This window comes from Devosia ginsengisoli (assembly GCF_024707105.1).
Taxonomy (GTDB): Bacteria; Pseudomonadota; Alphaproteobacteria; order Rhizobiales; family Devosiaceae; genus Devosia; species Devosia ginsengisoli_A.
Genome location: NZ_JANQAJ010000011.1, coordinates 216,750 through 243,028, shown reverse-complemented (window position 1 = coordinate 243,028; position 26,279 = coordinate 216,750). Strand labels below are relative to the sequence as shown.

Here is a 26,279-nt window from a genome sequence, read left to right as displayed (position 1 = left end):
ACCTAGCTGGCCGTTGCTGCCGGCGCAAGCGCCCGCAATCGCGGCAGGATTTCCTTGGCATAGAGGCTGATGAACCGGCTCTGGTCTTCGGCTGGCGCATGGAACACCAGGTGGTCGAAGCCGTAATCCATATAGGTCTTGATCGCAGCCACATGCTCATCGGGATCGCTGGAGACGATCCAGCGCTTGGCAACCCGCTCGATTGGCAGTGCGTCGGCCAGCCGCTCCATTTCGGCCGGATCCTGCACCGAATGCTTTTCCTCCGGCGTCAGCGACAGGGCCGCCCAGGCCCGCGTATTGTTCAGCGCCAGCGCCGGATCGGGATCGAACGATACCTTGACCTCGATCATGCGTTCGAAGGGCAGGGCGCCCCTATCGGATTGGGCCCGGCCAAGCGCCACATTGGGCAGCAGCTGATCGACATAGAGCTCCGCCCCCTTGCCCGAAGTGCAGATGAAGCCATCACCGGCCCGGCCGGCATATTTTGCGTTGAGCGGCCCACCCGCCGCGAGATAGATCGGCACCATCTTGTCCGGCTTGTCATAGATGGTCGCATTCTGTGTCTTGTAGAATTCGCCCTCAAAGGTCACGCGATCCTCGCTCCACAACCGGCGGATCAGCGCCACCGCCTCCCGCAGCCGCGCCGAACGCTCCTTGAGTTCGGGCCAGACCATGCCCGTGGAAGGCACTTCGTTGAGCGATTCCCCGGTGCCCACGCCCAGGATGACGCGCTCGGGAAACATGGTGCCCAGAGTACCGAAAGCATGCGCGACGACCGATGGATGCAGCCGGAATGTCGGCGTCAGCACCGAGGTACCGACGACGATATTTTCCGTGCGTGCCAGCGCCGCCGCGATCCAGGATGGCGCGAAGGGTGCATGGCCATCGGTATGCTTCCACGGCTGGAAATGGTCGCTGATGAAGACCGATTCAAAGCCGGCCTGCTCCGCCTCGATGGCGAAGCGCAGCAGCGTATTGGGGGCGAACTGTTCCGCAGAAGCCTTGTAACCGAAGCGCATGCCTGTCCTCCAATGCTCGCCGGCCCCAATACTTTGACCAAATGGTCAAAATTGTCCATTGGATTCGTGCATTTGGCCCGAATGCGGTTGAGCTGCCGGCCGGCAATGTCTATCTGTTGCCACCGCCCAGCCGGCTCCGCAAACCAACAAGGCATATAACGGCATGATTCCCGACTTTCTCGTCACCCATTCCGGTGGTTTTCATGCCGATGAATTGCTCTCCAGCGTTGTCCTGACCCGGCTTTTTCCGCAAGCCCGGATCAAGCGGAGCAGGGCGCCTGACTGGATCACGCCCGGTGCGGATCGCATCATCTATGATGTCGGCGGCGCCTATGATGGCGAAAAGCGCATTTTCGACCATCACCAGCGCGGCGCGCCTCTACGCGACGATGGTCAACCCTACAGCTCGTTCGGCCTGATCTGGAAGCATTATGGTCGCGCCTACCTGGCCGCGGCCGCCGTGCCTGAAGCCCATGTCGACGCCATTCACGCATCTTTCGACGCCAGCTTCGTCCTGCCTGTCGACTTGACGGACAATGGCGCACTCAGCCCCTCGGGTCCGCTGGCCAGCCTGACGCTGCCATCGCTGCTCGAAACGCTGAAGCCGGACTTCGACAATACCGATCCCGATGCCGAGATGGCTGCATTTCACAGCGCATTGGCCGTCGCGCGGACCTTTGTCGAAGCCGCGATTGCCCGTGCCGCCGCCAAGCTGCGCGCCGAAACCGTAGTGCGACAGGCCATCGAGAAAACCGGGCAGGCGCGTGTGCTCGAACTTCCCATGGGCATGCCGTTCCGCCCGGCCATCGTGAAAGCGGGCGCCGACCATCTGCTCTTCGTCGTTCACCCGCGTGAAAGGGACTGGTGCCTCACCACCATCCGCCGCGGCGATGACGGTTTCGCTGTACGCGCCGATCTGCCGGCGGCCTGGGCCGGCCTGACCAATGGCGAGCTGGAGGCCGTGTCCGGCGTTATCGGCGCCAGCTTCTGCCACAATGGTCGCTTCGTAGCCGCCGCCAAAACCCGCGAAGCCGCGCTCGCCATGGCCGATCTGGCCGTCGCCGAAGCGCTACCAGTGCTCGAGGATGGCCTCGGCCACGCCATCGACGCTCATCGCTGACGTATCCAGCCACAGACCTTCGCGCGGCGTTTCAGCGCGCAGCGCGTCGGCGAGCACATCGGGCGGGAAATGCTCGCCGTAACCGGTCTTGTGCCGGTCGGCATCGCGCTGGGCCAGGGTTTCGACACTGGGATTGAGCACGACGATACGCGGCGTGAGATCGGCCAGTGCCGTGGTGACACGAACGAAATCCGCGCCGATCAGGATGTCCTGGTACACGGTGGCAAATCCCGCGCCCACAAAGCGCCGCACCGCATCCATGGCGATATCCTGCCGCAAATGCAGCTGCGCGATGGCCTCGCTGTCGAGCACCGGACCCATGACGGCGCCACCCTTGGCAATCATGCGCAGGAAAGCATCGCCGCCCACATGCGCCGACTTGTCGAAACACTGTACCAAGGCCTTGGCAATGGTCGACTTGCCGGCAGCCATGGCTCCCGTGATGATATAAAGCGGCGCGGTCATTCTGGCGTCCTCAGGTCGGTGCGATCATCGCTGATAACGCGAAACAGGCGGAAAACACCAGGCATTCCCAGCTTTTCGTATCAATTTTAGTTCCATAATATTTGTTATGCGAATTGCGGATAGGCGCCATTCAGGTGAGCGCCGCCCATCCGGCAGCGATAATCAGCACCATCGTGACGAGTGCCGACGAGACGTAAAGCACGGTTCTGAGATGTCCCCCTTTTGCCGCTTCCCCGCCGCGCAGGTAGATAACGAGATGGGCAAGCCGAATCGCCACATGCAGCCATACCAGCCCCGCAAGCAGCGCCGGCGTCACCTCGACCAGCATGGCGATCACCACCGACACGGCGAATGGCGTCAACGCCTCCACGGAATTCATGTGCACCCGGTCGATGCGATAGAGCTTGTTGTCATCGCGCGCGTCGAGCACCGGTCCGGACAGCGCCCCGGCCGCGCCCTTGGAGCGCCCCGAATAAACCGCCAGAACCAGCGACAGCAGGCAAAGCGCCAGCACGCCCACTATGCTCATCGCGTACGGTGCCAGTTGCGCTCCCAAAATGACCTCCAGCGGATGCCCGAACTGCTAAGGTCTATCAGAACACGATTCTGGCGAACTGAATAAGGAAAGCTCTCTGGCCCCTAGTTCGGCTGCTTGCGTCCGCGCGGCGACGAGACACGTGTCGAGATGTGCACGTCCCAGATCGCGGATCGCCCTTCCGGGTCATATTGCGCAAAGGCTCGCTCGATCTGGCCCGGCCCGTCGACAGTCGCGACATCCAGCCCGAAGCCTTTGCCAATGGCTGCAAAGTCCGGCCGGCCGAATGTGGCCATCTTTTCGTCCACCCCGATCTTGCGCAGCTTGTGGATTTCGGCGCCGAAGCCCCCGTCATTGAGCGCACATATGACCAGCCTGATGCCCTGGCGCTGGATGGATTCGAGTTCCTGGATATGCATCATCAGACCGCCATCACCATCGAGCAACAGCACCTTGCCGTTATTGCGGACTGCCGCCACCCCGATCGCCATCGCCAGGCTGCTGCCGATGGCGCCGAATTCGCGCAGCACATGGAACTGTTCGGGTCGGCGGTCGCGGAGATGGGTGTAGAAATAGGAAGAATGTCCGGTGCCGCTGACGATATCCCAGTCCTTGGGTATGACGCGGTCGATTTCCTTGACCACTTCACGAGGATCCAGCAAGCCCGGCTCGACCTCGTAAGGCGTTGCATCGGGTGGTGTTTCGACGATGCGCCGGGCCAGTTCATCGCTCCGGAATCGCGCAGCCGTTCCCCCCTTCAGGTGATCCATGAGGGCCTGCGCAGCCAGCGCGGCATCGCCCCGCACATAGATGTCTGCAGCCTGCCGTCCATGGCGCATGCCGAGCGGGTTTTCATCGATCTGGGCAGTGAAGGCATTGGGGAAAAGCCCACCACCATCGACCGTGTAATGAGTCAGGCTGGCGCCGATGGCGACGACCATGTCGGCTTCCGCGAAACATTGGACAGCAACCTGGCTGGCAAAGCCGCCCGCCACGCCGACGGAGAAAGATGAGCGATCGAACAGCCCCCGCGCCGGCAGACTCGTGGCCAACAAGGCCCCGGTGGTATCGGCCAGCGCCTCGATAGCAGGCCCTGCCCCGGACCGGACAGCCCCCCTGCCCGCCAGTAAAATCGGCCGCTGCGCCGTCCTCAGCCGCTCCGCCAGCCGGTCGATATCGGCGGGGTTCGGCGGCATGGGGCCAACCTGCGGCAGGAGGGTGGTCGAGGGAATGTAAGGCTTCTGCGTGGAGATGGAGAGCTTGAGCAGGTCATAGGGAATGCTGAGCACGACCGGTCGCCGCTCGAAGTGTGCCGTGTAGAACGCCTCCTGCACATAATCACGCATCAGCGCGGGACTGTGGGCAGCGATGAAATGAGAGCCGGTGGCCCTGGCCAGTGCAGCCTGGTCCACAGACTGGTTATACCAGCGCTGATTCAGCGGGCTGTCGGCCGCCAGGATCACCAGAGGAACCCGGGCCTGCGCCGCCGAGGTCAACGCCGTCATCGTCTGGGTAAAGCCCGGGCCGCAGGTCACCGAAGCGACGCCGACCTTGCCTGTGGCAAAATGGTAGCCTATCGCCTCGGCGACGGCGCAGTGTTCGTGCCGGGCATCGATGCTTCGCATGCCGGGCAGTTTGTCCATGGCAATGGCCCAAAGCATCTGACCGTGCCCCATCAACAGGAAATGATGGTCGACGCCCTCCGCCACAAAAGCCTCCGCCAGAGCCGCGTAGACTGGCTGTTCCCCTGCCCCGTCCACCGCTCCTGCAATCACATGCTGCACCCCGCCAGACATGGCTTTCCTCCAGATATGAGTTGGTTGCCAAGCTGGCCAGAGCACAGCTCGCATTGGATGTGGCGGCGGATACCCGCCGCCACATCGGAGCTATCCTAACGGATAGGGCAGATCGACCAGTTGCTGGAGCAGGCCCGGTGCGAACCTGGCATTGATCAGGTCGACCATCACGTAGAAGAACAGGCCCAACAGCGCGGTGTTGATGGCGCTGTAGAGGACGGACTTGCGTGCCACCAGCCACAGGAACAAGAACATGTAGACCACCGAGCCCAGCCAGAATCCCAGAAGCGCGATGGATAGCGGGAGTGCTGCCATCAGTGCCATGAAGGGAAGCAACGGCTTGGACCCGTCTGTCTCGGGGTCATCGCTGAGATCGGCGTCGAAGATCAGGCCAGGCGCCTTGCTCCGCCTGACCATACCGATGCCGGCAATGGTGAGGAAGATCAGCGCCAGGCCGGCCACGCTAAGTGGGAAAACCTTGGCAAGGAACGTGTTGTCACTCACGTCGAGCGCCACGGCGACCACAAATGCAATGAGCACCAGCAGGAAGCCGAACTGCAGATTGACCGTCGGCATGGAAAGCTCAGGCGATGCATCGCCTTCACTCGAGACGCGAGTCTTGGCCCGTATCGTCACGAACAGCATCAGCGCGGCAATCCCCAGGATGACCAGCGCCAGCGGCCGCAGGAAGAGTTCGAGGCCATAGACCTGCGCGGTGCGATAAAGCGCAGCCTCCAGGTTACGCGACATGACGAGGCCGATCAGCAGGCCCGCGCGCGACCAACCGAAGCGCTTCATGAACAGGCCCACAACCCCAACCACGAGCAGGGAAATGATATCGCCCCAGTCGGACTTGGATTGATAGGCCGAGAAGAAGATCGCCACGAGAATGAACGGCGCCACCAGCATGAACGGGATCGCCGTCACTTTGGCGATGGGACGCGCCAGAAGGATGCTGATCACGGTGCCCAGAATGTTGGCGATCGCGAGCGACCAAATGATCAGGTAGACGATATCCTGATGCTGGGTCACCATGGCGCGACCCGGCTGGAGCCCGATCACTGTCAGGCCAACGAGGAACAGCGCCATGGTGCCGTTGCTCGGCACACCGAGGAACAGGGTTGGGATAAGATCGCCGCCATCCTTGGCATTGTTGGCGGATTCCGGCCCGATCACACCCCGGACGTCACCCTTGCCGAACTGGCTCTTGTCCTTGGCGGTCTGGACCGCGTGGGCATAGGCCACCCAGCCGACCACACCGCCGCCCATGCCAGGCAGCATGCCCATGACCGCCCCGACGCCTGAACAGCGCAAGACCAGCCAGATATTGTCGATGACGTCGCGGAAGCCCTGGAGCCATCCATGTCCCAAGGGTGCATCGCCCGCAATAAATTGACGCTTGCGCAGCACGTCCATGATTTCCGGCAGCGCGAACGCCCCCAGAGCCACGACAACCAGCGGAATGCCATCCATCAGGTAGATCGTGCCAAAGGCAAAGCGCTGTTCGCCAGTGGCGGTCGCGGCACCGATCGATCCAATCAGCAGACCAAGGCAGCACGATGCCAGACCCTTGGCGAGATTGCGCCCGGTCAGCATGCCCACCAGGGTCAGTGCGAGAATGATGAGCATCAGTTGTTCGGAAAAGCCGATCGCCATCAGGATGGGCGTGGCGACCACGAAGGCAAAGCTGAGTACGAATGCACCAAAGAGGCCACCGATCAGCGAGCTGAAAAAGGCCGCAGTCAGCGCACGAGCGGCCTCCCCGCGCTTCGACATCGGAAAACCGTCGATAACCGTCGCTGCCGAGCCCGCGCCCCCGGGCACCCCGATCAGCACCGAACTGAACGTGTCCGATGTCGCGGGGACGGCCGCCAGGCCGATCATCATCGCCAAGGCGGGACCAGGGTCCATGCCGAAGAGGAACGGCAGGACAAGGGCGATCCCGGCCAGCCCGCCGATGGCCGGCAACACGCCGAAGACCATACCCAAAGCGACGCCGAAAATCAGGTAGAGCAGATGTGGCCCTGTCACCAGCGTCAACAGTGCCGGGAGAGCGTATTGCAGTGCCGAAAGATCCATTTCGCGGCCCAATGCTAGCTTGGCGCAGCCTACCGCCCGCCACTCTGAGGTGGTTGCCGGATCGGTTAGCGCGCTTCAAAAGGAAAACTCTGGCGGACCTCAGCCCGCCAGAGCAAATCGATCTTAGTCGATATTCCACACATCCTTGAGCCAGCGGTCCAGCTCGGCCTTGGCCTCAGGGCTCATGACCGAAGCAGTGCGGTGACCCTCGATTGCGACCTCGCCGGTGCCCTGCGGATAGCCGCCGAGCTCGAGCTGGGCAGCCGCAGACTGCAGTTCAGGACGGGCGACGACCCGTTCGATGGCCGCCTGGTAGGTCTGGACGATGTCGTCCGGCGTTCCTGCAGGCAGAACCAGCGTCTTGGCCGTCACCATGCGAATGGCGAACATGTTCTCGTAGACTTCCTTTTCCACGCCGGACATGGGCTCGCCATACACGATCTCATAGAGTTCGGGGCATGTGGCGGTATCGGGCAGCACCGGGTCGCGAACAACTTCGCCGTTCTCGTTCTGGAAGCCCATCGTGAACAGCGTCACCATGGTTCCGTCATCGACCATCGGCTTCAACTCGTTGTCCCACGAGGCCATGTTGTCGTAATTGACCTGGGATTCGCCGCGCATGAACGCCTGGCGGGACTCGCCGCGAGACACGCCAAAGACGCCGTTCAGCTCGATCCCGAGCAGGTCAAAGCAATACAGCACCGGCATGTCCGCATCAGCCGGACCGTCGCCGACATAGACCGCCTTATGCTCCTGCAGGTACTTCACGTCATGCTCCGGATCGCCGGTGAGCCCGAAGCTGGTGAGGCCGTAGGAAACCACGCCATAGGGCGAGGTCAGGAACGGAATGAAATCGGCCAGCGGATACTGGACGGTCTCTTCGCCCAGGATGTAGCTGTAGTAGGTACCCGTTGCCAGCGCGGCGATGGTCAGGCCATCCGGCTTGGCGCGCGCTGCAAACTCATTGATCCCGCGCACCGATCCACCGCCTTCGATATTGCGGATGATGATGGTGGGATGGCCCGGAAGCTCTTGCTCCAGAAGCGGAGCCAGCAGGCGAGCATGGACGCTCGAGCCGCCCCCTTCCCCGTAGGGAACGATCAGTTCGATGGTCTTGCCGGAAAAGTCGACCTCCTGGGCATAGGCGCCTGTAGACATCAAAGCAGCGATGCTGATTGCTGCGGCAGTCATATAAGAGTGTTTCATTGGTCTCCTCCGTGAAACATCGTTGATGTTGCATTTGGGCCTTTTGCGGCCTCTTTGACTTATTGTTGTGCTGGAACGTGGTAGCGGGCCGGCTGTGCCGTCCGCTAGAACATCCTTTCCAGTAGCGTGAATATCTCGTCCGCATCGCGCGGCGGGCGCGGCGTTGGCGACAGGGTACGGTCACGCAAGGTCATTTCCGCCACCTTGGGCAGGTCCTCGCGCTTCACGCCAACTTCCTGCAACCGAGCCGGCAAACCCAGCGATGCGATCAGGCCACGAACTTGCTGTTCGGCCCAGATTGCGGCCTCCTCGTCGCTGGCGGCCGTATCCTCGAACCCCATGGCCATGGCGATCTGCCGCTGCTTTTCGAGCGTGGCCGGGCGGTTGAACTCCATCATGAACGGCAGCACGATGCAGCCGCTGATCCCATGAGGTACGTCGCAGACCCCACCCAACTGATGACAGATGCCGTGCCCGAGGCCGATACCCCCCTTGCCGGCGCCGAATGCCGTCATCCAGTTCAGGAACTGCAAGCGACCGCGCGCATCCAGGTCATTCGAGTCATCAACCGAGCGCTTGAGGTAGCGGAAAACGTTGCGCGTCGCCTCAAGGCACAGACCCTGGATAAAGGGATTGGCATTGAGCGCGTAATAGCGTTCGACGGCATTATGCAGCGCCTTGATGCCGGTGGACGACCACAGCCGTGCCGGGGTCGCCGTGGTCATCACCGGATCCAAGATCACCGCCCGCGGCACCACCTTGGGATCGATGAAGATATCCTTGGCGCCCGTGGCGTCATCGGTAATGCCCATGGCGGAACTGAACTCGCCCGCCGACAGGGTTGTCGGAATAGCGATGACCGGCGGCTTGGCCCGGGTCAGCTTGGGCGCGGTGATCTTGCGGGTCTGGTAGTCGTAATGCGCCCGCAAGGCGTCGAGGTCTTCCCCTCCCCGAGCACGAGCGCGACACCCTTGGTGCCGATGATCGTGCTGCCGCCACCGATGCCTACCAGCAGGTCGGCGCCGGCGGAACGGGCCTGACGCGCCGCCTCCAGCACCGTCGAGCGGGGAGAATGTTCTCCCATCGCCGCAAAATGTCCGCAGCAATTGGCGCCCAGGCCTTCCTTGAGCCGGGCAACCAGATGGCTTGCCCCCATGCTCTTGCCGGTGATGATGAAAGCCCGGCTCGCACCGGCCGCGGCAAGCTCCTCGAGCACGCCGCTCAGCGCCTTGTCCGGTCCATATATGACGCGTGTCGCGGCCGGGATGTCAGCTTCGCCGCTCAGGGCAATTTCGGCATTGTGATTGAATTGCATGGTCATGGCTCGGAGCCCCCCAGCACAAGTTCGGGTTGTTCGATCAGGGCCTGGTCCTCGCCCAGCTTGCGGCTCGGCCAGCGTATGTCTCGGGGCACGCCCTCGAATACCAGCGGGCTGGTCGGTATGGTCATGGCGCCATAGATCGGGTGGTCGATCTCGACGAGCGCTTTGCGGGCATGAAGGTGTTCGTCCTGCATGACCTCGCTCAGTTCGCGAACCGGCGAACACGGCACGCCTACAGCGATGAGGCCGGCAAAAAGCTGATCCTTGGTCTGTGCGCGCGCCCAGCCCCCAACCAGTTCATCGACCTCCTCGATGCGCTTGACCCGCTCATACATGGTCGCATAGCGCGGATCGGTGATGGCCCATTCCTGGTCGAAATAGCGCGCCAGCGCATGCCATTGATGCTCGTTATTGGCCAGGATGGCGCAATGGCCGTCCTTGCACTCGTAGACGTTGTAGGGACTGATCGACAGGCCGCCATGCCGGTTTCCCGTCCGGGGAGACCGGTCCTTGTTGATGCCGCCCATCAAACCCAGATTGGAGGCCAGCGCCGGGTAGATCGCCTCGAACATGGCGACTTCCACGGCACGCACGGTGCCCGTCCGCTCGCGGTCAAGCAGGGCCGTGGCAATGGCACCATAGAGGTGCACGCCGGCATTGAAGTCGGCAATGGCGGGGCCTGCTTTCACCGGCGGATTGTCCGGATAGCCGGTTACGCTGAGCACGCCGCTCATCGCCTGCACGGCAAGGTCCATGGCCGGATAGTCACGATACGGGCCGGTCGTGCCGAACCCCGAACTGCTGGCATAGATGAGCCGCGGATTGAGCGTCTTGACATGCTCGCGGGAGAAGCCGAGCCGCGCCATCACTCCGGGGCGGAAGTTTTCGACCAGCACGTCGCTCTGCTCGATGAGCCGGGTCAGCGCCGCCTTGCCCTCCTCCTGTTTGAGGTCGAGTACCACAAAGTGCTTGCCCGAATTGAGCATGGCGTGAGGGATATGCGCGCCGCCGCCATCGCGCTGCCGGCGTCGCGTATGTTCCCCGCCGGGCGGCTCGATCTTGATGACTTCGGCACCGGCCATCGCCATGAGAAACGTGGCATATGGACCGTTGTAGATCTGTGTGAGGTCGACGACCTTGATGCCGGTAAGAGGCCCCTGCATGTCAGTGCCCCTCGAACCGTGGTGACCGGCGCTCGGCAAAGGCCTGCCGCCCCTCGGCGGCGTCCCTGCTGGCCAGCAATATGCGCTGGGTCAACTGCTCCATGCGCAACCCTTCCGCAAGCGGAACGTCACGCGAGCGCAGCGCCAGCTCCTTGGTCGCCTGGATGGAGAGCGGCGCACTGGCCGCGATAGCTGCCGCATAACGGCGCGCGGTCGCCATGACGTCGCCAGCGTCGACCACATCATTGACGAGGCCCCAGCGCCCGGCTTCTTCGGCCGACATGCGCTCGCCGGTCAGCAGCAGCTTCATCGCCACGGCATGCGGCAACTGATGCAAGGCGCGCTGGGTACCACCATTGGCGGGAATGATGCCCCGCTGCCCTTCCGGCAGCGAGAAAAAGGCATCTCGTGCAGCGACCCGGATATCGGTGGCGAACAGCAGCGTCATGCCACCCCCGATACAGGCTCCATTGACGGCAGCAATCACCGGCTTCCAAACTTCAAGCCCACGGTTGAGCAACTGTCCGGCTTGCGTCGCCCATAGCTCGGCAAGGGATGGCTCACGCCCGATCCAGGTCTTGAGATCAGCACCAGCGCAGAACACATCCCCCGCCCCCGTGACGATGGCGCAGCGGATCGCGGCCTCGTCACGCACGCGGCAGAATGCCTGGCCGAGATCATGATAGTGCTCGGCATCGAGCGCATTGCAGCGCTCGGGACGGTTGATCGTGATCGTCGCTACACCCGCGGCGTCGACATCGACGTCAATTGGCATTGGCCGAGCCTTTCAGCTTCAGCAAATCGCGGGCAATGACCATGCGCTGCACTTCGGACGGACCTTCGCCGACGCGCTTCACGCGCAATTCGCGGAACCAGCGTTCGATCGGCATTTCCTCGGCAACACCGAGCGCGCCGAACATCTGCACGCACCGATCCACCACGCGGTGGGCCGTTTCGGTAGCCGTCACCTTGGCCATGGACGAGAAGTAGCGGAGGTCGCCGCCGGTCTCATGCACCATGGCAGCCTTGTAGATCAGCATGCGCGCGGCCTGCAGCTCCATCTCGCTGTCGGCGACCATCCACTGGATGGCCTGCTTGTCGGCAAGCTTAGTCTTGAACGTCTCGCGCTGCTTGACCCATTCAATGGCCAGTTCCAGCGCTTCCTGCGCCACGCCAATCGTGCCGGCGGCATAGGGAATGCGGCCCTCGGTGGTCCATTTCGAGAAGATCTGGAAGCCCTTGCCCTCTTCGCCAAGCAGGTTCTCCTCGGGGATTTCGCAATCCTCGAAGGTCAGCTCGAAGGGGGAATAGGCGCGGATCACCGGGATTTCACGGGTCGACAGGCCCTTGGTGCCAAGCTCCACGATGAAGGAGGAAATGCCGCCCCGGTCGCCCTGCTCCCCAGTCCGGGCAAACACCATACCCCAGCTCGCATGCTGCACGCCGGAAATCCACATCTTGGTGCCGTTGAGAATGTAGCGATCGCCCTTCTTGACCGCCCGGGTGCGGATGGCGCGCGCCGGGTCCGAGCCACCTGACGGTTCGGTGATGGCGGTGAACACCTTCTGGCCAGATTCGACGCCGGGAATGGCGAACCGCTTTATCTGGTCGGGCGTGCCGTGGGAAAAAACGGTGTTCGGAGGATCAAAGCCGATCGCGCCACAAGCCGGGATATAGGCGCCCATGCGGCAGCGTGCAGTCTCCTCGGCAACCACGGCCTGACCCAACAGGCTCAGCCCGGCGCCGCCATATTCGGCTGGCGAGCGAATGCACCAGATACCGAGATCCTTGGCCTTCTTCTGCAGCGGCTCCAGCAGATCATGCGGCAGATGGATAGCGTCATGTTCGACTGTGTCTTCGGCCGGCTTCACGTCGTTGCGCATAAAACGGCGCGCCGTGTCGCGGATCATCACCAGTTCGTCCGAAAGTGGCCAGTCGCTCATAACTACGTCTATCCTCCTGCTGGGCGGCCCGAACTATGGTGTACCAGACGACCGCTGTCTTGCTCAGTTCTATCTTTTGAAGACGATAGTAGGAGGATTAAACACCGTCCAACACCGAAGTGCTATGGCGGTCATACCGAATTGATATGACGTCAAAACACAAGGAATCTATGGTTTTTTTGGAGAGCGTTCGGCAAATTTGTCGATACCGGCCTGCCAATCCCCCACAGCCAGGTTATGCTCGATCGCAGCCAGCTCAATTCGTATACCACTGTCTTGATCGGTACGTCCGCCCAGGTCAATTGACTGCTTGGTCAGACGGACTGCCAGCATGGGCGCTTCGGCGATCTGACGCGCCGTCTGCTCACCGGCCTCCCGAAGCGCAGATGGCTCTACGATTCGAGACACCAGACCCAGCAGACGGGCTTCGTCGGCCGGCATGGATCGGCCCGTGAAGAGCAATTCCTTGGCCGTTCGCTTGCCGATCGCGCGCTGCAGGCGCTGGGTCGCGCCCACAGTCCCCCACTTGGTCTCGGGAAAGTTGAAGAACGTGTCCGAGGTGGCGATGATGAAGTCGCATGCCATGGCGATCTCGCCACCCGAACCGATGACCCCATTATGCACGAGCGCGACCACCGGCTTGGAGCAGCGTTCGATGGCGTCATAGGCAGCAAAGCTCGCAAGCCGCCTCTGCCGCACCCATTCGGCGTCCTTGCCCTGGCGCTCCTTGAGGTCGGCTCCGGAGCAAAAGACCGGGCCAGCGCCTTCCACCAGGACAACACGAATGTCATCGTCGCCGTCCAGTTCCGCGAAGGCGGCCCGCAAGTCGAGACAAAGCTGGAGATTGACCGCGTTACGCTGCCGCGGCCGATTGAGCCGCACCCACGCGATTGGGCCTTCTCGCTCAAGAACAAGCACGGCTTCGTCGGTCATTTTCCCTCTCCCGCCTGTTTGGGAAAGCCGCGCATGAGCGCATTGATGTCACGACCGGCGGCCATTCCCGCCTCGAAGGGCAGTTCGCCCACGCGATGGAACAGGGTCTTGGCCGCGGCCATCGCCATGCGACCGGGCCGGGCGCATGCCTCGGCCAGTTCCATGGCGGTGTCGACGACTGCTTCGGGCGCCACCACGCGGTTCACGAGTCCCTCGCGCGACAACTCTTCCGCACTGAGCAGCCGCCCGGTAGCGACCATCTCGAATGCCAGCTTGAGCCCGATATGGCGGACCATATTGGTCATCACCAATGCCGGCACGAGATCGTGCTTGAGTTCGGGATATCCAAACTTAATGTCTTCGCCGGCGACCATCATGTCACAGCCGATCGCCAGCCCTGCCCCGCCGCCAACCGCAGCCCCACGAACTGCCGAAATGATCGGTTTCGAAATGGAGCGCAGCAGGGTGTGAACGGCGCAAGTCAGGTCGGCGCGCTTGTGAATGAGGTCCTGGTTTTCCGGCCGCAGATCCTTGAACTCGCCGGTATCGGCCCCCGCACAGAAGGCACGGCCGTTCCCGGTGAGCACCAGGGCCCTGACACCATCGTCTTCACCCGCCTCCAGCATGGCGTCGCGAAGCGCGACGGTCAGCGCGGTATCCAGTGCGTTGAGCTTGTCCGGCCGGTTCATGCGCAAGACGCGTACCGGACCGTGATCCTCGATTATCAGCACATCGGTTGTCCGATCAGGCATGCATGCGCTCCCTCGTCTTGAGGCCAAATCCCGCTCTGGCGACCATGCTGTTGAGCTGTCGGCCCAGGATTTGCTCGCAGAGCCGCGAGGCGGCCTCCACCCCATCCAGATCAAGCCCGGTGGACACACCCAGTTCCTCGAGGAGGTTGACCAGATCTTCGGTGGCCACGTTTCCGGTATAGCCGCCGCCATATTCGATCTGCGCCGGATGCCCTCCAACGCCGCCGAAGGCGCTGTCGAAATGCGTACAGCCCGCGTCCAGCGCAGCAATGCAGTTGGCGATTCCCGTGCCACGCGTATCGTGGAAATGGGCTACTGGGATGGTTTGCGGGACCTCGGCAAGCAGCCGCTTGAACACCTGCCTGACGCTGGCGGGGGTCGCCGTGCCGATCGTATCGCCGATCGTCACCAGGTCGGCGCCAAGATCGGCAAAACGCGCGACATTCTCTACAACCCGGCCTGGGTCGACATAGCCGTCAAAGGGGCAACCGAAGGCAACCGAGACGACACCCACGAGCCGCACATGGCCGCGCGCGGCTGCCGCCATCTCCGAGACATTCCGCCACTGTGTTTCCCGATCGGTCCGCAGATTGCGCTGGGTATGTCCTTCCGTGGCCGATACCAGCAGGCTCAACTCATTGGCGCCCCTGCCCGCATCAAGATCGCCGAGCGCCCGCTGCACAGCCCGCAGATTGGGGCATGTGGCCTTGTAGTAGACGCCTTCACCGTGGGTGATGCCGGCAAGAACGTCGGAAGCATCGCGAAAGGCCGGAACGCGCTCAGGGTGGCTATAGCTGGTCGCCTCGATGCGCTTGAAGCCGGTGCCGGTAAAGGCGTCGATCAGCGCAATCTTGTCCGGCGTGGCGACGAACTCGGCCTCGTGCTGCAGCCCGTCGCGCGCGAAGCACTCGCACAACACAACATCGGGCTCATTCATGCCGCACCGCCTTCCTGGGCGGGCATGGTGAGTTCAACGATCTGCCGAAGATCAGGCGCCTCGATCAGGCCTTCCAGCGCGGAGAGCAGGCGCTCGGCACGATCCGTGCCAAGAATACCCTGCGTGCAGCCGAGAAACTTGTCGCGCCGGTCGCTCGCCGTCATCGGTGCCTCCGGCGAGCCGGGCGTATGGTCGATGCGCGTGGAGAAGCGCCCACTACGGGTAACAATTTCGACGTCGGTATACCCCACCACCCCCGAGAAAGACCCCTGCCCCGGCATCGGCACGCGACTGACCTTTTCCATCAGCGCGCGAATCTGCGGACGATGCACCGCTTGCTCCGCGAAGGAGTCGAGCGTCACCCGCCCGTCAATCACCGCGGCGGCGGCGCAATATTCGATGCTGAACTTGGCTTCCAGTCCGGTTTGCGGATTCCGATGGATCAGCGCCTTGTCCGCGTCAGGCAAGAAGCCAACATTGATCTCGGTGATGTCGGCGGCCTCGATGCCATGCTTGCCGACCAGTTCGAACACACCAGCCAAGCCACGGTGGTTGCCGTAGCAGCAGGGCCAGCGCTTGACATAGATGCCAGGCTCGAAGATTTCCCAGGGGTTTGCGAATGGCGGGACATCCAGCGTCGAGTGCTCATCCCCATAGGCCGCGATGAGACCGCCGGGGCGATCGAGTATGTCATCGTCACCGGTAAAGCCCTCCCGCGCCAGCCAGGACGCCATATAGCCGGATCGGGCTGCATGCCCTGCCTGGAAAGACTTGGCCATGGTGCCGAAATTGCGGACAAGGCCCGCCGTCTCTGCCGCCGCTACCCCCAGAGCATTGCGCAACTGTCCTTCGCCCAGCGACATCAGGCGACCGGTCATGCAGGCCGCAGAGAATGTGCCGACCGTGGCGGTTATATGCCAGCCGCGCATGTAGTGACCATGTCCGAGTGCTCGACCCAGCTTGCCCGCCACTTCCAGCCCCAGCACGAAGGCCGCGAGAAACGCCCTGCCCGACATCTCCTGCGGGGCGGCAGCGAGGCCAGCAGCACACAAGGGTACGCTGGGATGGCCGCGCAGGCTGGGTAAGCTGTCGTCGAAATCGAGGGCATGGCCGCTGATTGCGTTGACGAATGCCGCATCGGCAGGGGCCGTGCGTAGCACGCTTCCCCATACCACTGTATCGGGTGCAGCCTTGATCGACTGAACATAGCGCCGGGCAATCCGTGCGGGTTGCTCGACCGTGCCGGCAATGGCGCAGCCGATTGTATCGATCACGGCGTCGCGGGCCCGTTGCAACGCCTCCAGCGGAACGGCATCATCGGGTGTCTCGACCACGAACCTGGCTAAATCCACCGTCTGCATGGCGTCATCCTCTACCTCAGTTTCAGATGCTATAAATGCAGCTACCTCGAAATGCAATGCATGGTATACTATTGCACTCTATTTGAGCGAGAGAACCAATCCGGCGGCAAGACCGGATCAAAAATTGTCGATGGCCGGCCCTCCCGACCGGCCTGCAGGAGGAGAATGTTTTGGAACTCAGGCAGCTTCGCTACTTCCTCACCGTGGCTCGCGAAGGCACCTATGGCCGCGCGGCAAATGTTCTGCATGTTGCCCAACCGGCTCTGAGCCGGCAGATCAAGAAGCTCGAGGAAGAACTCGGCGTCGACCTGTTCGTGCGCCATGCACATGGCGTGTCGCTGACGCCCGTGGCGTATACGCTGCAGGCAAAAGCCGAGCACATTCTGGACGAGGTCATCGCCGTGACCCGCATGGCTACGGGCGGCCTCGAGCCGATGACCGGCAGCATGAAGATCGGCGTTTCGCCTGGAACCGCCGAAATCCTGGCCTATCCGCTGTCTCGGCTCGCTGCTCGCCGCTATCCTCAGCTTCGCTGTGAATTCATATCCATGCTGATGCCCGCCAGGGCCGATCTGTTGCGCGATGGCAAAGTCGACGTGGCCGTGATGAATCTGCCCCGCTCGCTGCAGGGTTTGCGGATTCTGCCGCTCATGCGCGAGCCGCTCTGCCTCATTCACCGATCCGATGACGAACGGTTCACGGGTATCGAGTCGCTCAGGCTCGAGGACCTGCGTGGCGTCCCCCTGGTGGTTGGCGGCGCACAATCCTCGGGCATCCGCTCCACCATCGAAGATTCCTTTGCCGCCGCTGGTATTCCATTGGTCGTAGCGGCCGAGGCCAATACGGCAGGCGCCTGCAAGGCGCTGGTCAAGGAAAACGTCGGCCCCACCGTGCATGTCGCCGCCATGGCGCGTTCCGAGCTCCAGCGTAAGGAACTGGCAGCCGTGCCCATTCAGGGCCTGCATTCCACCCGCGTCATCGCCGTATCCGCGGAACGGGAGATTGACCAGGACCTGCGCCAGATGATGGACCTGATCCGCGAATGCTGCAGCGAACTGGTGGATAATCTGCAGTGGCTCGGCGGCAATATGGCGAGGTAAGCCAGTGGCCAGGCCTGTTCAATCCCTGCCGTCGCCCGCTACCGTTGGCGCCTCGGGCAGCTTGAACCGGCTCTCAAGCACCTCCTCGATTTCGCGCCGGCGCAGGAATACCAGCCCGGTGGCAACCAGCAGAATGATGCAGCCGCCGACCAGGGGCAATCGCAGCCCGATAAAGTCGGCCAAATAACCCATGATCAGCGCACCCACTGCCGGCCCGCCACGCAGGATCATCGCGTAGACGCTGAGTACCCGGCCGCGCAAACCGTCCTCGACATTCACCTGTACCAGAGTCTGGGCGCAGATAGCCGACGCCACGAGGAAGAAGCCGGAAACCACCATTGTCGGCAGAGCGACCAGTGTGTGGAACGACAACGAAAAGGCCAGCAGAGACAGCGCCATGCCCAGGCAGCAAAACAGATAGGCTCTGACCAGTCCGACAATGCTCGGCCTGCCGGCGAGCCACAGTCCACCGAACACTGCGCCGATGCCGACCGCAGAGGTGAGGGCTGCCAGATCGCTGGCATCACCCGAGAATATCTCCCCTGCCCAGCCGGGAAGCAGTTCGACAACCGGACGACCCGCCAGGCATGTCACCCCGAGCAGGCCTAGCACGATGCCGATGCCCGGCGTCGATACCGCATGCCGAACGCCCTCGATGGCATCGGCGATGACGGATACTTTCTTGACCGGCGCAATCCGCACGACAGGCGCCAGGCGCACCAGCAACAACGCACCGAGCAGCACCAGAAACGACAGGGCATTTGCCGCGAAGGCCCAACCGACGCCAACAGTGGCAATGACGATGCCGGCTATGGCCGGACCGACGAACCGCGCCAGGTTGAACGTGATGGACTTGATGGCCACGGCGGTCGTGAGGTCAGATCTAGGCACCAGCGCCGACACGAAGGCCAGCCGGAAGGGCTGGACGAAGGCATCGACGGTGCCGAGCATCAGGGTCACGATCAGCAATGTCCAGACCGTCACCTGACCGACGAAGAACAGCAATGCCAGCGCACCGCCGATCAGGAAGCCCAGTATCTGGGCCAGCTTCATCATTTTCAGACGATCCCACCGGTCTGCCGCCACTCCGGCAAAGGGCGCAATCACCACGGCAGGAAAGAGATCCGCAAAAGCTATGAGCCCGAGCCAGGTGGCCGATTGCGTCAGCTCCCAGGTGAACCAGCCTGCCGCGATTCGCTGCATCCAGGTGCCGATGAGCGAGCCGACATTGCCCGCGACATAGACCCCGAAATTGCGATGCGCCAGTGTTTGCAGGATTTTGCCGAACTGGAAACTGGCTGCCATTTGGTCTGATTCTTTCGCCAAACGCCGACAAGCCGGCGCAATGAATTCTACTGTATACCATCACTCCGGACACGCAAGCGCCTGCCGACGAAGGATGTATATCGCGCAGGCTGTTTAGCCGTTGTCGTGGAGGAATTCGCTAGTATACAATTTGGAAGATTCACGAACCATAACCGGAGCAAGAGATGACAATCCGCGGCGCGGCTTACATCGTCGGAGCCTTCGAGCACCCGACTCGCTTTGCTCCCGACAAGTCCCATGCACAGCTTCATGCCGAGGTGGCCGCCGGCGCTATCGCCGATGCGGGGCTGAGCAAGGCAGATATCGACGGCTATTTCTGCTCCGGCGATGCGCCGGGCGGACTGCAGTCATTGCTGAACTACCTCAACCTCGAGGTGCGCCATGTCGACTCGACCGATATCGGCGGGGTCTCGCCGATCGTGCAGGTGGCTCATGCGGCGGAGGCCATCGCGCTGGGCAAGTGCAATGTCGCACTGATCAGCCTTGCCGGCAGGCCGAAGGCCGACGATGTTCGCACCGGCACCACGCCACGCATCCGCCATGTCGCCGCGCCGGATGTGCAATGGGAATACCCCTATGCCATTCCGACAGCCGTGAGCTACGCGCTGGCCGCCCAGCGGCACATGTACGAGTTCGGCACCACCAGTGAGCAACTGGCCTGGATTAAGGTTGCCGCCTCTCATCACGCGCAACACAATCCCAATGCCGTTCTACGCGATGTCGTCACTGTGGAAGACGTCGTCAGTTCGCCCATGGTTGCGGATCCGCTGCACCGCCTGGACTGCTGCGTCATCAGCGATGGCGGTGGCGCCGTCATCGTGGCGCGACCCGAGATTGCCAGAAAGCTCAATCGGCCGCTGGTTCGCGTGCTTGGCGCGGGCGAAACCACCAAGCATCAGGCCGGCGGGAAGATCGATCTCAGCTATACCGGTGCGGTCCGAACCGGACCGGCCGCCTTTGCCGAGGCCGGCGTAGCCGTCACCGACATCAAATATGTGTCGCTCTATGACAGCTTCACCATAACGGTGCTGCTCCAACTGGAAGACCTCGGCTTTTGCGCCAAGGGCAGGGGCGGCGCATTCGTTGCCGATGGCAATCTCATCTCCGGTGTCGGCCGCCTGCCGTTCAACACCGACGGCGGCGGATTATGCAACAACCACCCGGCGAACCGGGGCGGTATCACCAAGATCATCGAGGCCGTGCGGCAACTGCGCGGCGAAGCCCACCCTGCGGTGCAGGTCGCCAATTGCGACCTGGCCCTGGTGCATGGCACGGGCGGCCAGCTCGCTACGCGCCATGGCAGCGGCACCCTCATTCTGGAACGGGAGTAATCGACATGCAGCCAACCGGACGAACCGTTCCCGCGCCGCAGCCGGACGCCGAATCGCAGCCCTTTTGGGACGCCGCGGCGCAAGGGCGTTTCCTCATCAAGCGCTGCACATCCTGTGGCGAAACCCACTGGTTTCCGCGCACAATGTGCCCTTTCTGCTGGAGCGAGAAAACCGAATGGGTCGAGGCGAGTGGTGCCGGTACGATCTATAGCTGGACCGTCATGCGCCGTGCCAAGCCGCCCTATGCAGTGGCCTATGTCGAACTCGCTGAAGGGCCGCGCATGCTGACCAATATCGTGGAATGCGATCTCGACCGGCTGCATATCGGCCAGCAGGTGGAGCTCGTCTTCGGCCAGACCAGCGGCGATGGCACGCCGCCGGTCCCCATGTTTCGTCCCACCGGGGCCTAGAGCTTGCTCTCGAGCTCAGGCAGGATTTCGAAGAGGTCGCCGACCAGTCCGTAGTCGGCGACGTGGAAGATCGGCGCATCGGCATCCTTGTTGATGGCGACGATGTAGCGCGAGTCCTTCATGCCGGCCAGGTGCTGGATGGCCCCGGATATGCCGCAGGCGATGTAGAGATCGGGGGCAACCACCTTGCCGGTCTGCCCAACCTGCAACTCGTTGCCGGCATAACCGGAGGTCGACGGCGGCGCGGGATGCGCCGATAGCGGCACCGAGTTTGGCGGCGATGGGTTCGAGGAACTTGTCGAATGTTTCCTTCGAGCCGAATGCCCGCCCCCCGGAAATGACGATGCGCGCCGATCCCAGATCGGGCCGGTCCGTCTGCGCCAGTTCCTGGCGTTCAAAGGTCGACAATGCCGAGTCTTCGGGGTCGGCACGGCAACTATGGGGGCACTCGCGTCGCCCTGCCCGGCCGGCTCGAATGCGCTCGAGCGTATCGTGATGACCTTGATCGGATCGCTCGACTGGATCGTCTCGATCGCGTTGCCGGCATAGATCGGCCGCACGAACGTATCGGGGGAAACGATCTTGGTCACTTCCGACACCTGCATCACGTCCAGCAAGGCCGCAGCCCTTGGCAGGACGCTCTTGCCGGTGGAACTGGCAACGGCAAGCACCGCCTGAAAATCCTGCGCCAGTTCGGCAATGAGGGCGCCCATTGGCTCGGCGGCCTGCTGGGCCAGATGCGGGGCATCAGCGACGAGAACCCTCTCGATTCCACCAAGGCCGGCGGCCTGTTCGGCCACCGCCTGGCAGTTCGAGCCGGCGACCAGCAGCGTCACCGGCGATTGCATGGCGCGGGCGGCAGTGAGGGCGCGGGCCGTCAGTTCGTTGAGATTGGTATTGTCGTGTTCTGCGATCAGCAGCGTTGCCATTGTCTCTACTCCTGTCTGGCGTTCAGAGAACGCCGGCCTCGTTGCGCAGCCGGTCGAGCAGTTCATCGACCGATGCCACCAGGGTACCTGCCTTGCGCGCCGGTGGTTCGGTCACCGAGAGCACCGTGTGTCGTGGCGAAATATCCACGCCGAGGCTTTCGACCGTGCGGACGTCGATCGGCTTCTTCTTGGCCTTCATGATGTTGGGCAGCGACGCATAGCGCGGCTCGTTGAGCCGCAGGTCGGTGGTGATCACCGCCGGCAATTTCAGCGATACTGTCTGGAGGCCACCATCCACTTCCCTTGTGACGGATACCCGCCCTTCACCGAGTTCGACCCTCGATGCAAAAGTGCCCTGCGCCCAGCCCAGCAGCGCTGCCAGCATCTGGCCGGTCTGGTTGGCATCGTCGTCGATGGCCTGCTTGCCGAGAAACATCAGATCGGCCGCCTCTTCGACGGCGATTGCCTTGAGCAGCTTGGCAACGGCGAGCGGCTCGACACGCGCATCGGTCTGCACATGAATGCCCCTGTCGGCGCCCATGGCCAGACCGTTGCGCAGAGTCTCGTTGGCCTGCGCCGGGCCGATGGAAACCAGCACCACCTCCTCGGCCTTGCCAGCCTCCTTCAGCCGCAGCGCCTCTTCGACGGCAATTTCATCGAACGGATTCATGGCCATCTTGACGTTGGTGAGTTCGACCCCCTGCCCGTCCGGGCGCACGCGCACCCTCACATTCGGATCGACGACGCGTTTGACGGCAACAAGAATCTTCATTTGCAAAACCTCGGATAACAGGCCCGGACCGCTACTTCGGCAGTCCGAGCACACGCTGAGCCAGCACGTTGCGCTGGATGTCGTTTGAGCCCGACGCGATCTGCGACGGGAACATTGCGTAGAACGGAGCAAGGACATCGATATCGGCGCTGCCGAAGGCCTGCCGGCCGACGATTCCCCCCTCCTCACCGGCCGTCTCGATCAACAGCTCCGAGAGCCTCTGAGCGCATTCGCCGGCCCATATCTTGAGCTGCGAGATTTCCGGGCCTGGCATAAGACCATTGCCCACGATGTCCGAGAAGCGCGAATAGGCTGATTTTAGGTCGGTGATATCCAGATAGATCGCGGTGTATTTTTCCCGATAGACCGGGTCCAAGGCCAGCGAACGGGCATCGGCAACCTGCTGCAGCAGCTTGAGCGGACCCTGCACGCGCCGCGGGCTACCATTGTTGAGGCGCTCGAAGCCGAGCAGTGATTTGGCGACCGACCATCCCTTGTCGAGATCGCCAACAAGGTTTTCGGCAGGCACGCGGACTTCGTCGAAGAAGACCCCGCAGAACTCTTCGTGCCCTGCCAGGTTGCCGATGGGGCGGATGGTCACGCCTGATGTCTTCAGGTCGAGCACAAAGAAGCTGATGCCTTCCTGCTTCTTCACGGCCTTGTTGGTGCGCGCCAGCAGGAACATATGCGTCGCGTGGTGCGCCATCGTGGTCCAGATCTTGGACCCGTTGATGATGAAGGTTTCGCCATCCCGCACCGCCTCCGTACGCAGACTTGCGAGGTCGGAGCCGGCATTGGGTTCGGAATAGCCCTGGCACCAGATGTGCTCGTTGGTGACAATCTTGGGCAGGAAGCGGCGCTTCTGCTCGTCCGTGCCGTAGCGCATGAGCATAGGCCCGAACATCACCACGCCCTGATCCGGATTTCGGGCGACTCCGACGCGCTCGCGCTCCTCGATAAAGATCACCTGCTTGGCCGGCGACAGGCCCATTCCACCATGCTCGACAGGCCAGGCAGGGGCTATCCACCCCTTGCGCACCATGCGGTCGAGCCAATCCGCCATTTCGCCGGGTGTTCCGCGCCGGCCCAACCCTCTGAGATGCTGCGGATAGTACGCCTCAAGATAGGCGCGGATGCCGGCCCGGAAAGCATCGTTCGAAAAGCTGTTCCAATCCACGGCCAGCTTTTGCTCGGCCATGAACTCGGCAGGCACCGCCGCGACCATGCCCCGCCCCTCATCCAAACCGCCCTGGCGACGCGCCAGCACTGCGCCATAGCGGGTGCGATGAGCCGGTGCATTGCCATGAAGGGCAGCCAGCGACAGCAGGCGCTTGAGATAGAGGCCGACATCATATTCGTCGGTTACGCCGATGGCGCCATGCAGCTTGATCGCTTCACGGCCGATCAACAGTCCCGCCGAGCTGCAACGAGCCTTGGCCCGGGAAGCTTCCATCTCGATCAGCTCGAGATCATCGGATTCATCGAGCGCGGCGATTGCTTCCGCGAGCACGGAACGGCTCAATTCCTTCTGGATATAGAGATCCACCACACGGTGCTGCAGGGCCTGGAAACTGCCGATGGGCCTGTCGAACTGCACGCGTGTTTTCATGTAGTCCAGGGTGATGGACAGGGCCTGATCCATCGCGCCGAACAGCTCCGCGGCCGTCATCAGCGTTGCTGCTGCCCGCCCTCGGGCCAGCGCCGCCGAAGCTGCAGCGCCTTCAGCCAGCACACTTTCTGCCGATACCGGCACCTCGACGAAAGTGATGGTGCCCGAAAAGGTGCCATCGGCACGGTTTTCGGGTGTGATCGATATGCCAGGCGCCGCAGCGTCGACGAAAACCACCAGGGTCTTAGCGCCGTCGCGAGCGGCAACGATAAACCCATCGGTCGCCAGTGCGGGCAGGATATGCCGTGCAGTGCCGCCAAGCAGCATCGCATTGCCATCACGCGTAATCGCGATATCGGACTCCGCGACCGCATAGATTTTATCGCCCGATGCGATCTGGCTCAGCAGTTCCGTGCCACGGCCGCTCTCCCGACATCCCAGCAGCACCGTTGCCGCATGAACGGCGCAACCCACGACTGGCTCCGGGCTGAGGCCGCGCGCCAGTTCTTCAACGATGACCTGCATCGCTGCAAAGGGCAGCCCGAGCCCACCGGACTCTTCCGGAATGATGGTGCCCAGCCAGCCCTGCTGCGCCATTTCGTGCCACGCGTCGCGGTCAAAGCCGGGTTGGGTTTTCCGCAGGTTGCGCACGCGCCTGAGGCCGCCCTGCTCGTTGAAACGCCGGACACTGTCCCGCAACATCTGGAGCGTTTCGGCATCGACTGCATCGTCGGCTACATAAGCATCAACGGCGGTCATGGTTGGCGGCCCTCCGCGGCGACCAAGCCCAGAGGCAGCTGCGAAACGTCTATGCAGGTGGCGATATTTTCCAGCGCGTCAGCCAACGCCTGCATCTGCAACTGCGGAAAGGCACGGGTCAGCGACAGGAAGCGTCGGCGCAACTGAGCCGCATCGAGCGGGCTCTCCGGGCAACCTACGAAGCCGGCCGGCTCGCCCACCAGCACGCGACCATCGGTGAGCGTCACCCGCATGCGCGTTGACCACCCCTTGAGCGCCGGATCAGCGGTCATGCGGATGCGATCGGCCAGTGCATGCACCCTGGGCGCCCGTATTGCGGCATCGGTCAAGCTTCCGGGATCATCGAGGTCGATGTAGGCCGAGAAGGCGAGCATGAACGGCACGCTGTACTGCGCCAGCGCCATGTCGGCCGGGTGCCGCTCGGCGTGATGGCTGGCAAGCTTGGGAGCCACATCGAGTTCAATTCCAGCGATGTCAGCGGGGCCGAATGCACTGGATGCACGCCAATCCGACAGCATCTGGATGGGCGCCTGGGCAGTGACGTGGCAGGCATAGCGCTTGATGCACAGCGTCTCGATCTCGTAGCGGCTGCCCAACCCGGCATCGAGCAGTTCGGGGCGTGACGTTTCGCAAAAGGTTTCGAGCACGCCACCCGGGCCTTCGATCACCGCGCTCGGCCCCTCATAGCCAGCGGCAGCGAGCCGGGCGGCAATGACCCCGTTCTGCGCGGCCCGTCCCAGATGGAGTCGTTTGACCATGCCGCCATCGCCGGAGGCGGCGAAGCGCAGCAACCCGCCGCTCATCGAGGCGGCAATACCAAGGCAATGGGCCATCTGCCGTGATGAAAGTCCCATAAGGCGGCCCGCGGCCACTGCGGAACCGAAGACACCCGTGATGCCCGGTGCATGAAAGCCCCGCTTCTCGGCCGTGTGAAGCGTCGCCGCGCCGATGCGGAACATCACCTCGATACCGGCGACGATGGCGGCCAGCAACTCCCGCCCGCTGCTCCCAAGCGACTGGGCTACTGCCAGCGCCGGCAGCGCAACAGTCGCTCCGGGATGAACACCGGCCCCAGGCTTACGGAGGGAATCGAGTTCGAAGGCATGAGCGAAAACGCCCGACAGAAGCGCCGCGGTCGCCGCATCCGTGGTGATGTCCATACCCGGTACCGTCACCGCACCAGCAGGTCGTTCAACAGCGCTCACCACAGCTTGCGACCACTCGAACCTGCTACCGAACCATGCGCAGGCAACGGCATCCACAAGGCAATTTCCCGCGGCCGCGACAACATGCGGCGGCAAGTCCCCGAAGGTTAGATTGACCGCATAGTCCGCCAGCGCCTCGGTATAGGCCGGCAGACTCGCCGCCTGTTGTGTTCGAGCCGTCACCATGGTCCTCGTCCTGCTGGCATGG

General features: G+C 62.8%; 23 protein-coding genes and 1 pseudogene. 4 read left to right on the top strand and 20 right to left on the bottom strand.

Annotated features, from left to right (window positions below; genetic code table 11):
- Positions 1 to 2 precede the first annotated feature (2 nt).
- A complete protein-coding gene (gene fgd, locus NVV79_RS15185; protein ID WP_303991212.1) occupies positions 3 to 1,019 on the bottom strand; it encodes a glucose-6-phosphate dehydrogenase (coenzyme-F420) in 1,017 nt (338 codons plus the stop codon).
- Between the two features lie 163 nt (positions 1,020 to 1,182).
- Between fgd and NVV79_RS15180 the strand changes: the two genes are divergently transcribed.
- Positions 1,183 to 2,139, top strand: a complete 957-nt coding sequence (locus NVV79_RS15180) for an MYG1 family protein (RefSeq protein WP_303991211.1) — start codon at positions 1,183 to 1,185, stop codon at positions 2,137 to 2,139.
- On the opposite strand, the gene NVV79_RS15175 is transcribed toward NVV79_RS15180, so the two are convergent.
- The 14 genes from NVV79_RS15175 to NVV79_RS15110 all read right to left on the bottom strand — a co-directional run bounded on the left by NVV79_RS15175 (position 2,089) and on the right by NVV79_RS15110 (position 16,630).
- Positions 2,089 to 2,604: an AAA family ATPase gene (locus tag NVV79_RS15175; protein WP_303991210.1), complete on the bottom strand. Its 516-nt coding sequence runs from the start codon at positions 2,602 to 2,604 to the stop codon at positions 2,089 to 2,091. The genes NVV79_RS15180 and NVV79_RS15175 overlap by 51 nt on opposite strands.
- 130 nt (positions 2,605 to 2,734) lie before the next feature.
- Positions 2,735 to 3,160, bottom strand: coding sequence for an MAPEG family protein (locus NVV79_RS15170; protein ID WP_303991208.1), 426 nt, complete (start codon positions 3,158 to 3,160; stop codon positions 2,735 to 2,737).
- Between the two features lie 83 nt (positions 3,161 to 3,243).
- Positions 3,244 to 4,935, bottom strand: coding sequence for a thiamine pyrophosphate-binding protein (locus tag NVV79_RS15165; protein WP_303991206.1), 1,692 nt, complete (start codon positions 4,933 to 4,935; stop codon positions 3,244 to 3,246).
- A gap of 90 nt (positions 4,936 to 5,025) precedes the next feature.
- Positions 5,026 to 7,014, bottom strand: coding sequence for a tripartite tricarboxylate transporter permease (locus tag NVV79_RS15160; protein ID WP_303991204.1), 1,989 nt, complete (start codon positions 7,012 to 7,014; stop codon positions 5,026 to 5,028).
- Positions 7,015 to 7,137: 123 nt separating this feature from the next.
- Positions 7,138 to 8,220 carry a tripartite tricarboxylate transporter substrate binding protein gene (locus NVV79_RS15155; RefSeq protein ID WP_303991202.1) on the bottom strand — a complete coding sequence of 361 codons (1,083 nt, stop codon included), beginning with the start codon at positions 8,218 to 8,220 and terminating at the stop codon, positions 7,138 to 7,140.
- 104 nt (positions 8,221 to 8,324) lie between these two features.
- Positions 8,325 to 9,149 carry an iron-containing alcohol dehydrogenase gene (locus tag NVV79_RS15150; RefSeq protein WP_303991200.1) on the bottom strand — a complete coding sequence of 275 codons (825 nt, stop codon included), beginning with the start codon at positions 9,147 to 9,149 and terminating at the stop codon, positions 8,325 to 8,327.
- Positions 9,098 to 9,541: an iron-containing alcohol dehydrogenase gene (locus NVV79_RS15145; protein WP_303991199.1), complete on the bottom strand. Its 444-nt coding sequence runs from the start codon at positions 9,539 to 9,541 to the stop codon at positions 9,098 to 9,100. Before NVV79_RS15145 ends, NVV79_RS15150 begins: the two co-directional genes overlap by 52 nt.
- The gene (locus tag NVV79_RS15140) at positions 9,538 to 10,704 is read right to left on the bottom strand and encodes a CaiB/BaiF CoA-transferase family protein (RefSeq protein WP_303991197.1); all 1,167 of its coding nucleotides are present in this window, start codon (positions 10,702 to 10,704) and stop codon (positions 9,538 to 9,540) included. The genes NVV79_RS15145 and NVV79_RS15140 overlap by 4 nt, the downstream gene beginning before the upstream one ends.
- A gap of 1 nt (position 10,705) precedes the next feature.
- Positions 10,706 to 11,479: an enoyl-CoA hydratase/isomerase family protein gene (locus NVV79_RS15135; RefSeq protein ID WP_303991195.1), complete on the bottom strand. Its 774-nt coding sequence runs from the start codon at positions 11,477 to 11,479 to the stop codon at positions 10,706 to 10,708.
- Positions 11,469 to 12,647 (bottom strand): acyl-CoA dehydrogenase family protein, encoded by a 1,179-nt coding sequence (locus tag NVV79_RS15130; protein ID WP_146289031.1) that lies wholly within the window; start codon positions 12,645 to 12,647, stop codon positions 11,469 to 11,471. Before NVV79_RS15130 ends, NVV79_RS15135 begins: the two co-directional genes overlap by 11 nt.
- 168 nt (positions 12,648 to 12,815) lie before the next feature.
- Entirely contained in the window at positions 12,816 to 13,580 is a 765-nt protein-coding gene (locus NVV79_RS15125; RefSeq protein WP_303991192.1) for an enoyl-CoA hydratase/isomerase family protein, read from the bottom strand.
- On the bottom strand, positions 13,577 to 14,332 hold the full coding sequence (locus NVV79_RS15120) for an enoyl-CoA hydratase/isomerase family protein (RefSeq protein ID WP_303991190.1): 756 nt from the start codon (positions 14,330 to 14,332) through the stop codon (positions 13,577 to 13,579). The genes NVV79_RS15125 and NVV79_RS15120 overlap by 4 nt, the downstream gene beginning before the upstream one ends.
- The gene (locus tag NVV79_RS15115) at positions 14,325 to 15,269 is read right to left on the bottom strand and encodes a hydroxymethylglutaryl-CoA lyase (RefSeq protein WP_303991188.1); all 945 of its coding nucleotides are present in this window, start codon (positions 15,267 to 15,269) and stop codon (positions 14,325 to 14,327) included. The genes NVV79_RS15120 and NVV79_RS15115 overlap by 8 nt, the downstream gene beginning before the upstream one ends.
- Complete coding sequence (locus tag NVV79_RS15110) at positions 15,266 to 16,630, bottom strand: MmgE/PrpD family protein (protein ID WP_303991186.1); 1,365 nt, start codon at positions 16,628 to 16,630, stop codon at positions 15,266 to 15,268. Before NVV79_RS15110 ends, NVV79_RS15115 begins: the two co-directional genes overlap by 4 nt.
- 170 nt (positions 16,631 to 16,800) lie before the next feature.
- On the opposite strand from NVV79_RS15110, the gene NVV79_RS15105 reads away from it, so the two are divergent.
- Positions 16,801 to 17,730 carry a LysR family transcriptional regulator gene (locus tag NVV79_RS15105; RefSeq protein ID WP_303991184.1) on the top strand — a complete coding sequence of 310 codons (930 nt, stop codon included), beginning with the start codon at positions 16,801 to 16,803 and terminating at the stop codon, positions 17,728 to 17,730.
- Between the two features lie 18 nt (positions 17,731 to 17,748).
- Here NVV79_RS15105 and NVV79_RS15100 read toward each other — a convergent pair whose 3' ends face one another.
- Positions 17,749 to 19,035 (bottom strand): MFS transporter, encoded by a 1,287-nt coding sequence (locus NVV79_RS15100; RefSeq protein WP_303991182.1) that lies wholly within the window; start codon positions 19,033 to 19,035, stop codon positions 17,749 to 17,751.
- A 185-nt stretch (positions 19,036 to 19,220) separates the two neighbouring features.
- Here NVV79_RS15100 and NVV79_RS15095 point away from each other — a divergent pair, with 185 nt between their 5' ends.
- Together NVV79_RS15095 and NVV79_RS15090 are read left to right on the top strand one after the other, a co-directional pair.
- Entirely contained in the window at positions 19,221 to 20,387 is a 1,167-nt protein-coding gene (locus NVV79_RS15095) for a thiolase domain-containing protein (RefSeq protein WP_303991180.1), read from the top strand.
- 5 nt (positions 20,388 to 20,392) lie between these two features.
- Positions 20,393 to 20,797, top strand: a complete 405-nt coding sequence (locus tag NVV79_RS15090) for a Zn-ribbon domain-containing OB-fold protein (RefSeq protein WP_303991178.1) — start codon at positions 20,393 to 20,395, stop codon at positions 20,795 to 20,797.
- Here the strand turns inward: NVV79_RS15090 and NVV79_RS15085 are convergent.
- The 4 genes and pseudogenes from NVV79_RS15085 to NVV79_RS15070 form a co-directional block, all read right to left on the bottom strand.
- Positions 20,794 to 21,726, bottom strand: a pseudogene (locus tag NVV79_RS15085) (electron transfer flavoprotein subunit alpha/FixB family protein). The gene NVV79_RS15090 and the pseudogene NVV79_RS15085 overlap by 4 nt on opposite strands.
- 22 nt (positions 21,727 to 21,748) lie before the next feature.
- Positions 21,749 to 22,498: an electron transfer flavoprotein subunit beta/FixA family protein gene (locus NVV79_RS15080; protein ID WP_303991176.1), complete on the bottom strand. Its 750-nt coding sequence runs from the start codon at positions 22,496 to 22,498 to the stop codon at positions 21,749 to 21,751.
- Positions 22,499 to 22,529: 31 nt separating this feature from the next.
- On the bottom strand, positions 22,530 to 24,866 hold the full coding sequence (locus NVV79_RS15075) for an acyl-CoA dehydrogenase (protein WP_303991174.1): 2,337 nt from the start codon (positions 24,864 to 24,866) through the stop codon (positions 22,530 to 22,532).
- On the bottom strand, positions 24,863 to 26,257 hold the full coding sequence (locus NVV79_RS15070) for an MmgE/PrpD family protein (protein WP_303991173.1): 1,395 nt from the start codon (positions 26,255 to 26,257) through the stop codon (positions 24,863 to 24,865). The genes NVV79_RS15075 and NVV79_RS15070 overlap by 4 nt, the downstream gene beginning before the upstream one ends.
- Between the last annotated feature and the right edge of the window lie 22 nt (positions 26,258 to 26,279).

What these genes read in the sequence shown, in the direction of transcription:
- NVV79_RS15080 (WP_303991176.1), bottom strand. Translation starts at nt 22,498, where the DNA reads ATGAAGATTCTTGTTGCCGTCAAACGCGTCGTCGATCCGAATGTGAGG.
- NVV79_RS15090 (WP_303991178.1), top strand. Translation starts at nt 20,393, where the DNA reads ATGCAGCCAACCGGACGAACCGTTCCCGCGCCGCAGCCGGACGCCGAA.
- NVV79_RS15075 (WP_303991174.1), bottom strand. Translation starts at nt 24,866, where the DNA reads ATGACCGCCGTTGATGCTTATGTAGCCGACGATGCAGTCGATGCCGAA.
- NVV79_RS15180 (WP_303991211.1), top strand. Translation starts at nt 1,183, where the DNA reads ATGATTCCCGACTTTCTCGTCACCCATTCCGGTGGTTTTCATGCCGAT.
- NVV79_RS15115 (WP_303991188.1), bottom strand. Translation starts at nt 15,269, where the DNA reads ATGAATGAGCCCGATGTTGTGTTGTGCGAGTGCTTCGCGCGCGACGGG.
- NVV79_RS15155 (WP_303991202.1), bottom strand. Translation starts at nt 8,220, where the DNA reads ATGAAACACTCTTATATGACTGCCGCAGCAATCAGCATCGCTGCTTTG.
- NVV79_RS15130 (WP_146289031.1), bottom strand. Translation starts at nt 12,647, where the DNA reads ATGAGCGACTGGCCACTTTCGGACGAACTGGTGATGATCCGCGACACG.
- NVV79_RS15165 (WP_303991206.1), bottom strand. Translation starts at nt 4,935, where the DNA reads ATGTCTGGCGGGGTGCAGCATGTGATTGCAGGAGCGGTGGACGGGGCA.
- NVV79_RS15160 (WP_303991204.1), bottom strand. Translation starts at nt 7,014, where the DNA reads ATGGATCTTTCGGCACTGCAATACGCTCTCCCGGCACTGTTGACGCTG.
- NVV79_RS15145 (WP_303991199.1), bottom strand. Translation starts at nt 9,541, where the DNA reads ATGACCATGCAATTCAATCACAATGCCGAAATTGCCCTGAGCGGCGAA.
- NVV79_RS15095 (WP_303991180.1), top strand. Translation starts at nt 19,221, where the DNA reads ATGACAATCCGCGGCGCGGCTTACATCGTCGGAGCCTTCGAGCACCCG.
- NVV79_RS15135 (WP_303991195.1), bottom strand. Translation starts at nt 11,479, where the DNA reads ATGCCAATTGACGTCGATGTCGACGCCGCGGGTGTAGCGACGATCACG.
- fgd (WP_303991212.1), bottom strand. Translation starts at nt 1,019, where the DNA reads ATGCGCTTCGGTTACAAGGCTTCTGCGGAACAGTTCGCCCCCAATACG.
- NVV79_RS15120 (WP_303991190.1), bottom strand. Translation starts at nt 14,332, where the DNA reads ATGCCTGATCGGACAACCGATGTGCTGATAATCGAGGATCACGGTCCG.
- NVV79_RS15070 (WP_303991173.1), bottom strand. Translation starts at nt 26,257, where the DNA reads ATGGTGACGGCTCGAACACAACAGGCGGCGAGTCTGCCGGCCTATACC.
- NVV79_RS15110 (WP_303991186.1), bottom strand. Translation starts at nt 16,630, where the DNA reads ATGCAGACGGTGGATTTAGCCAGGTTCGTGGTCGAGACACCCGATGAT.
- NVV79_RS15125 (WP_303991192.1), bottom strand. Translation starts at nt 13,580, where the DNA reads ATGACCGACGAAGCCGTGCTTGTTCTTGAGCGAGAAGGCCCAATCGCG.
- NVV79_RS15175 (WP_303991210.1), bottom strand. Translation starts at nt 2,604, where the DNA reads ATGACCGCGCCGCTTTATATCATCACGGGAGCCATGGCTGCCGGCAAG.
- NVV79_RS15140 (WP_303991197.1), bottom strand. Translation starts at nt 10,704, where the DNA reads ATGCAGGGGCCTCTTACCGGCATCAAGGTCGTCGACCTCACACAGATC.
- NVV79_RS15100 (WP_303991182.1), bottom strand. Translation starts at nt 19,035, where the DNA reads ATGGCAGCCAGTTTCCAGTTCGGCAAAATCCTGCAAACACTGGCGCAT.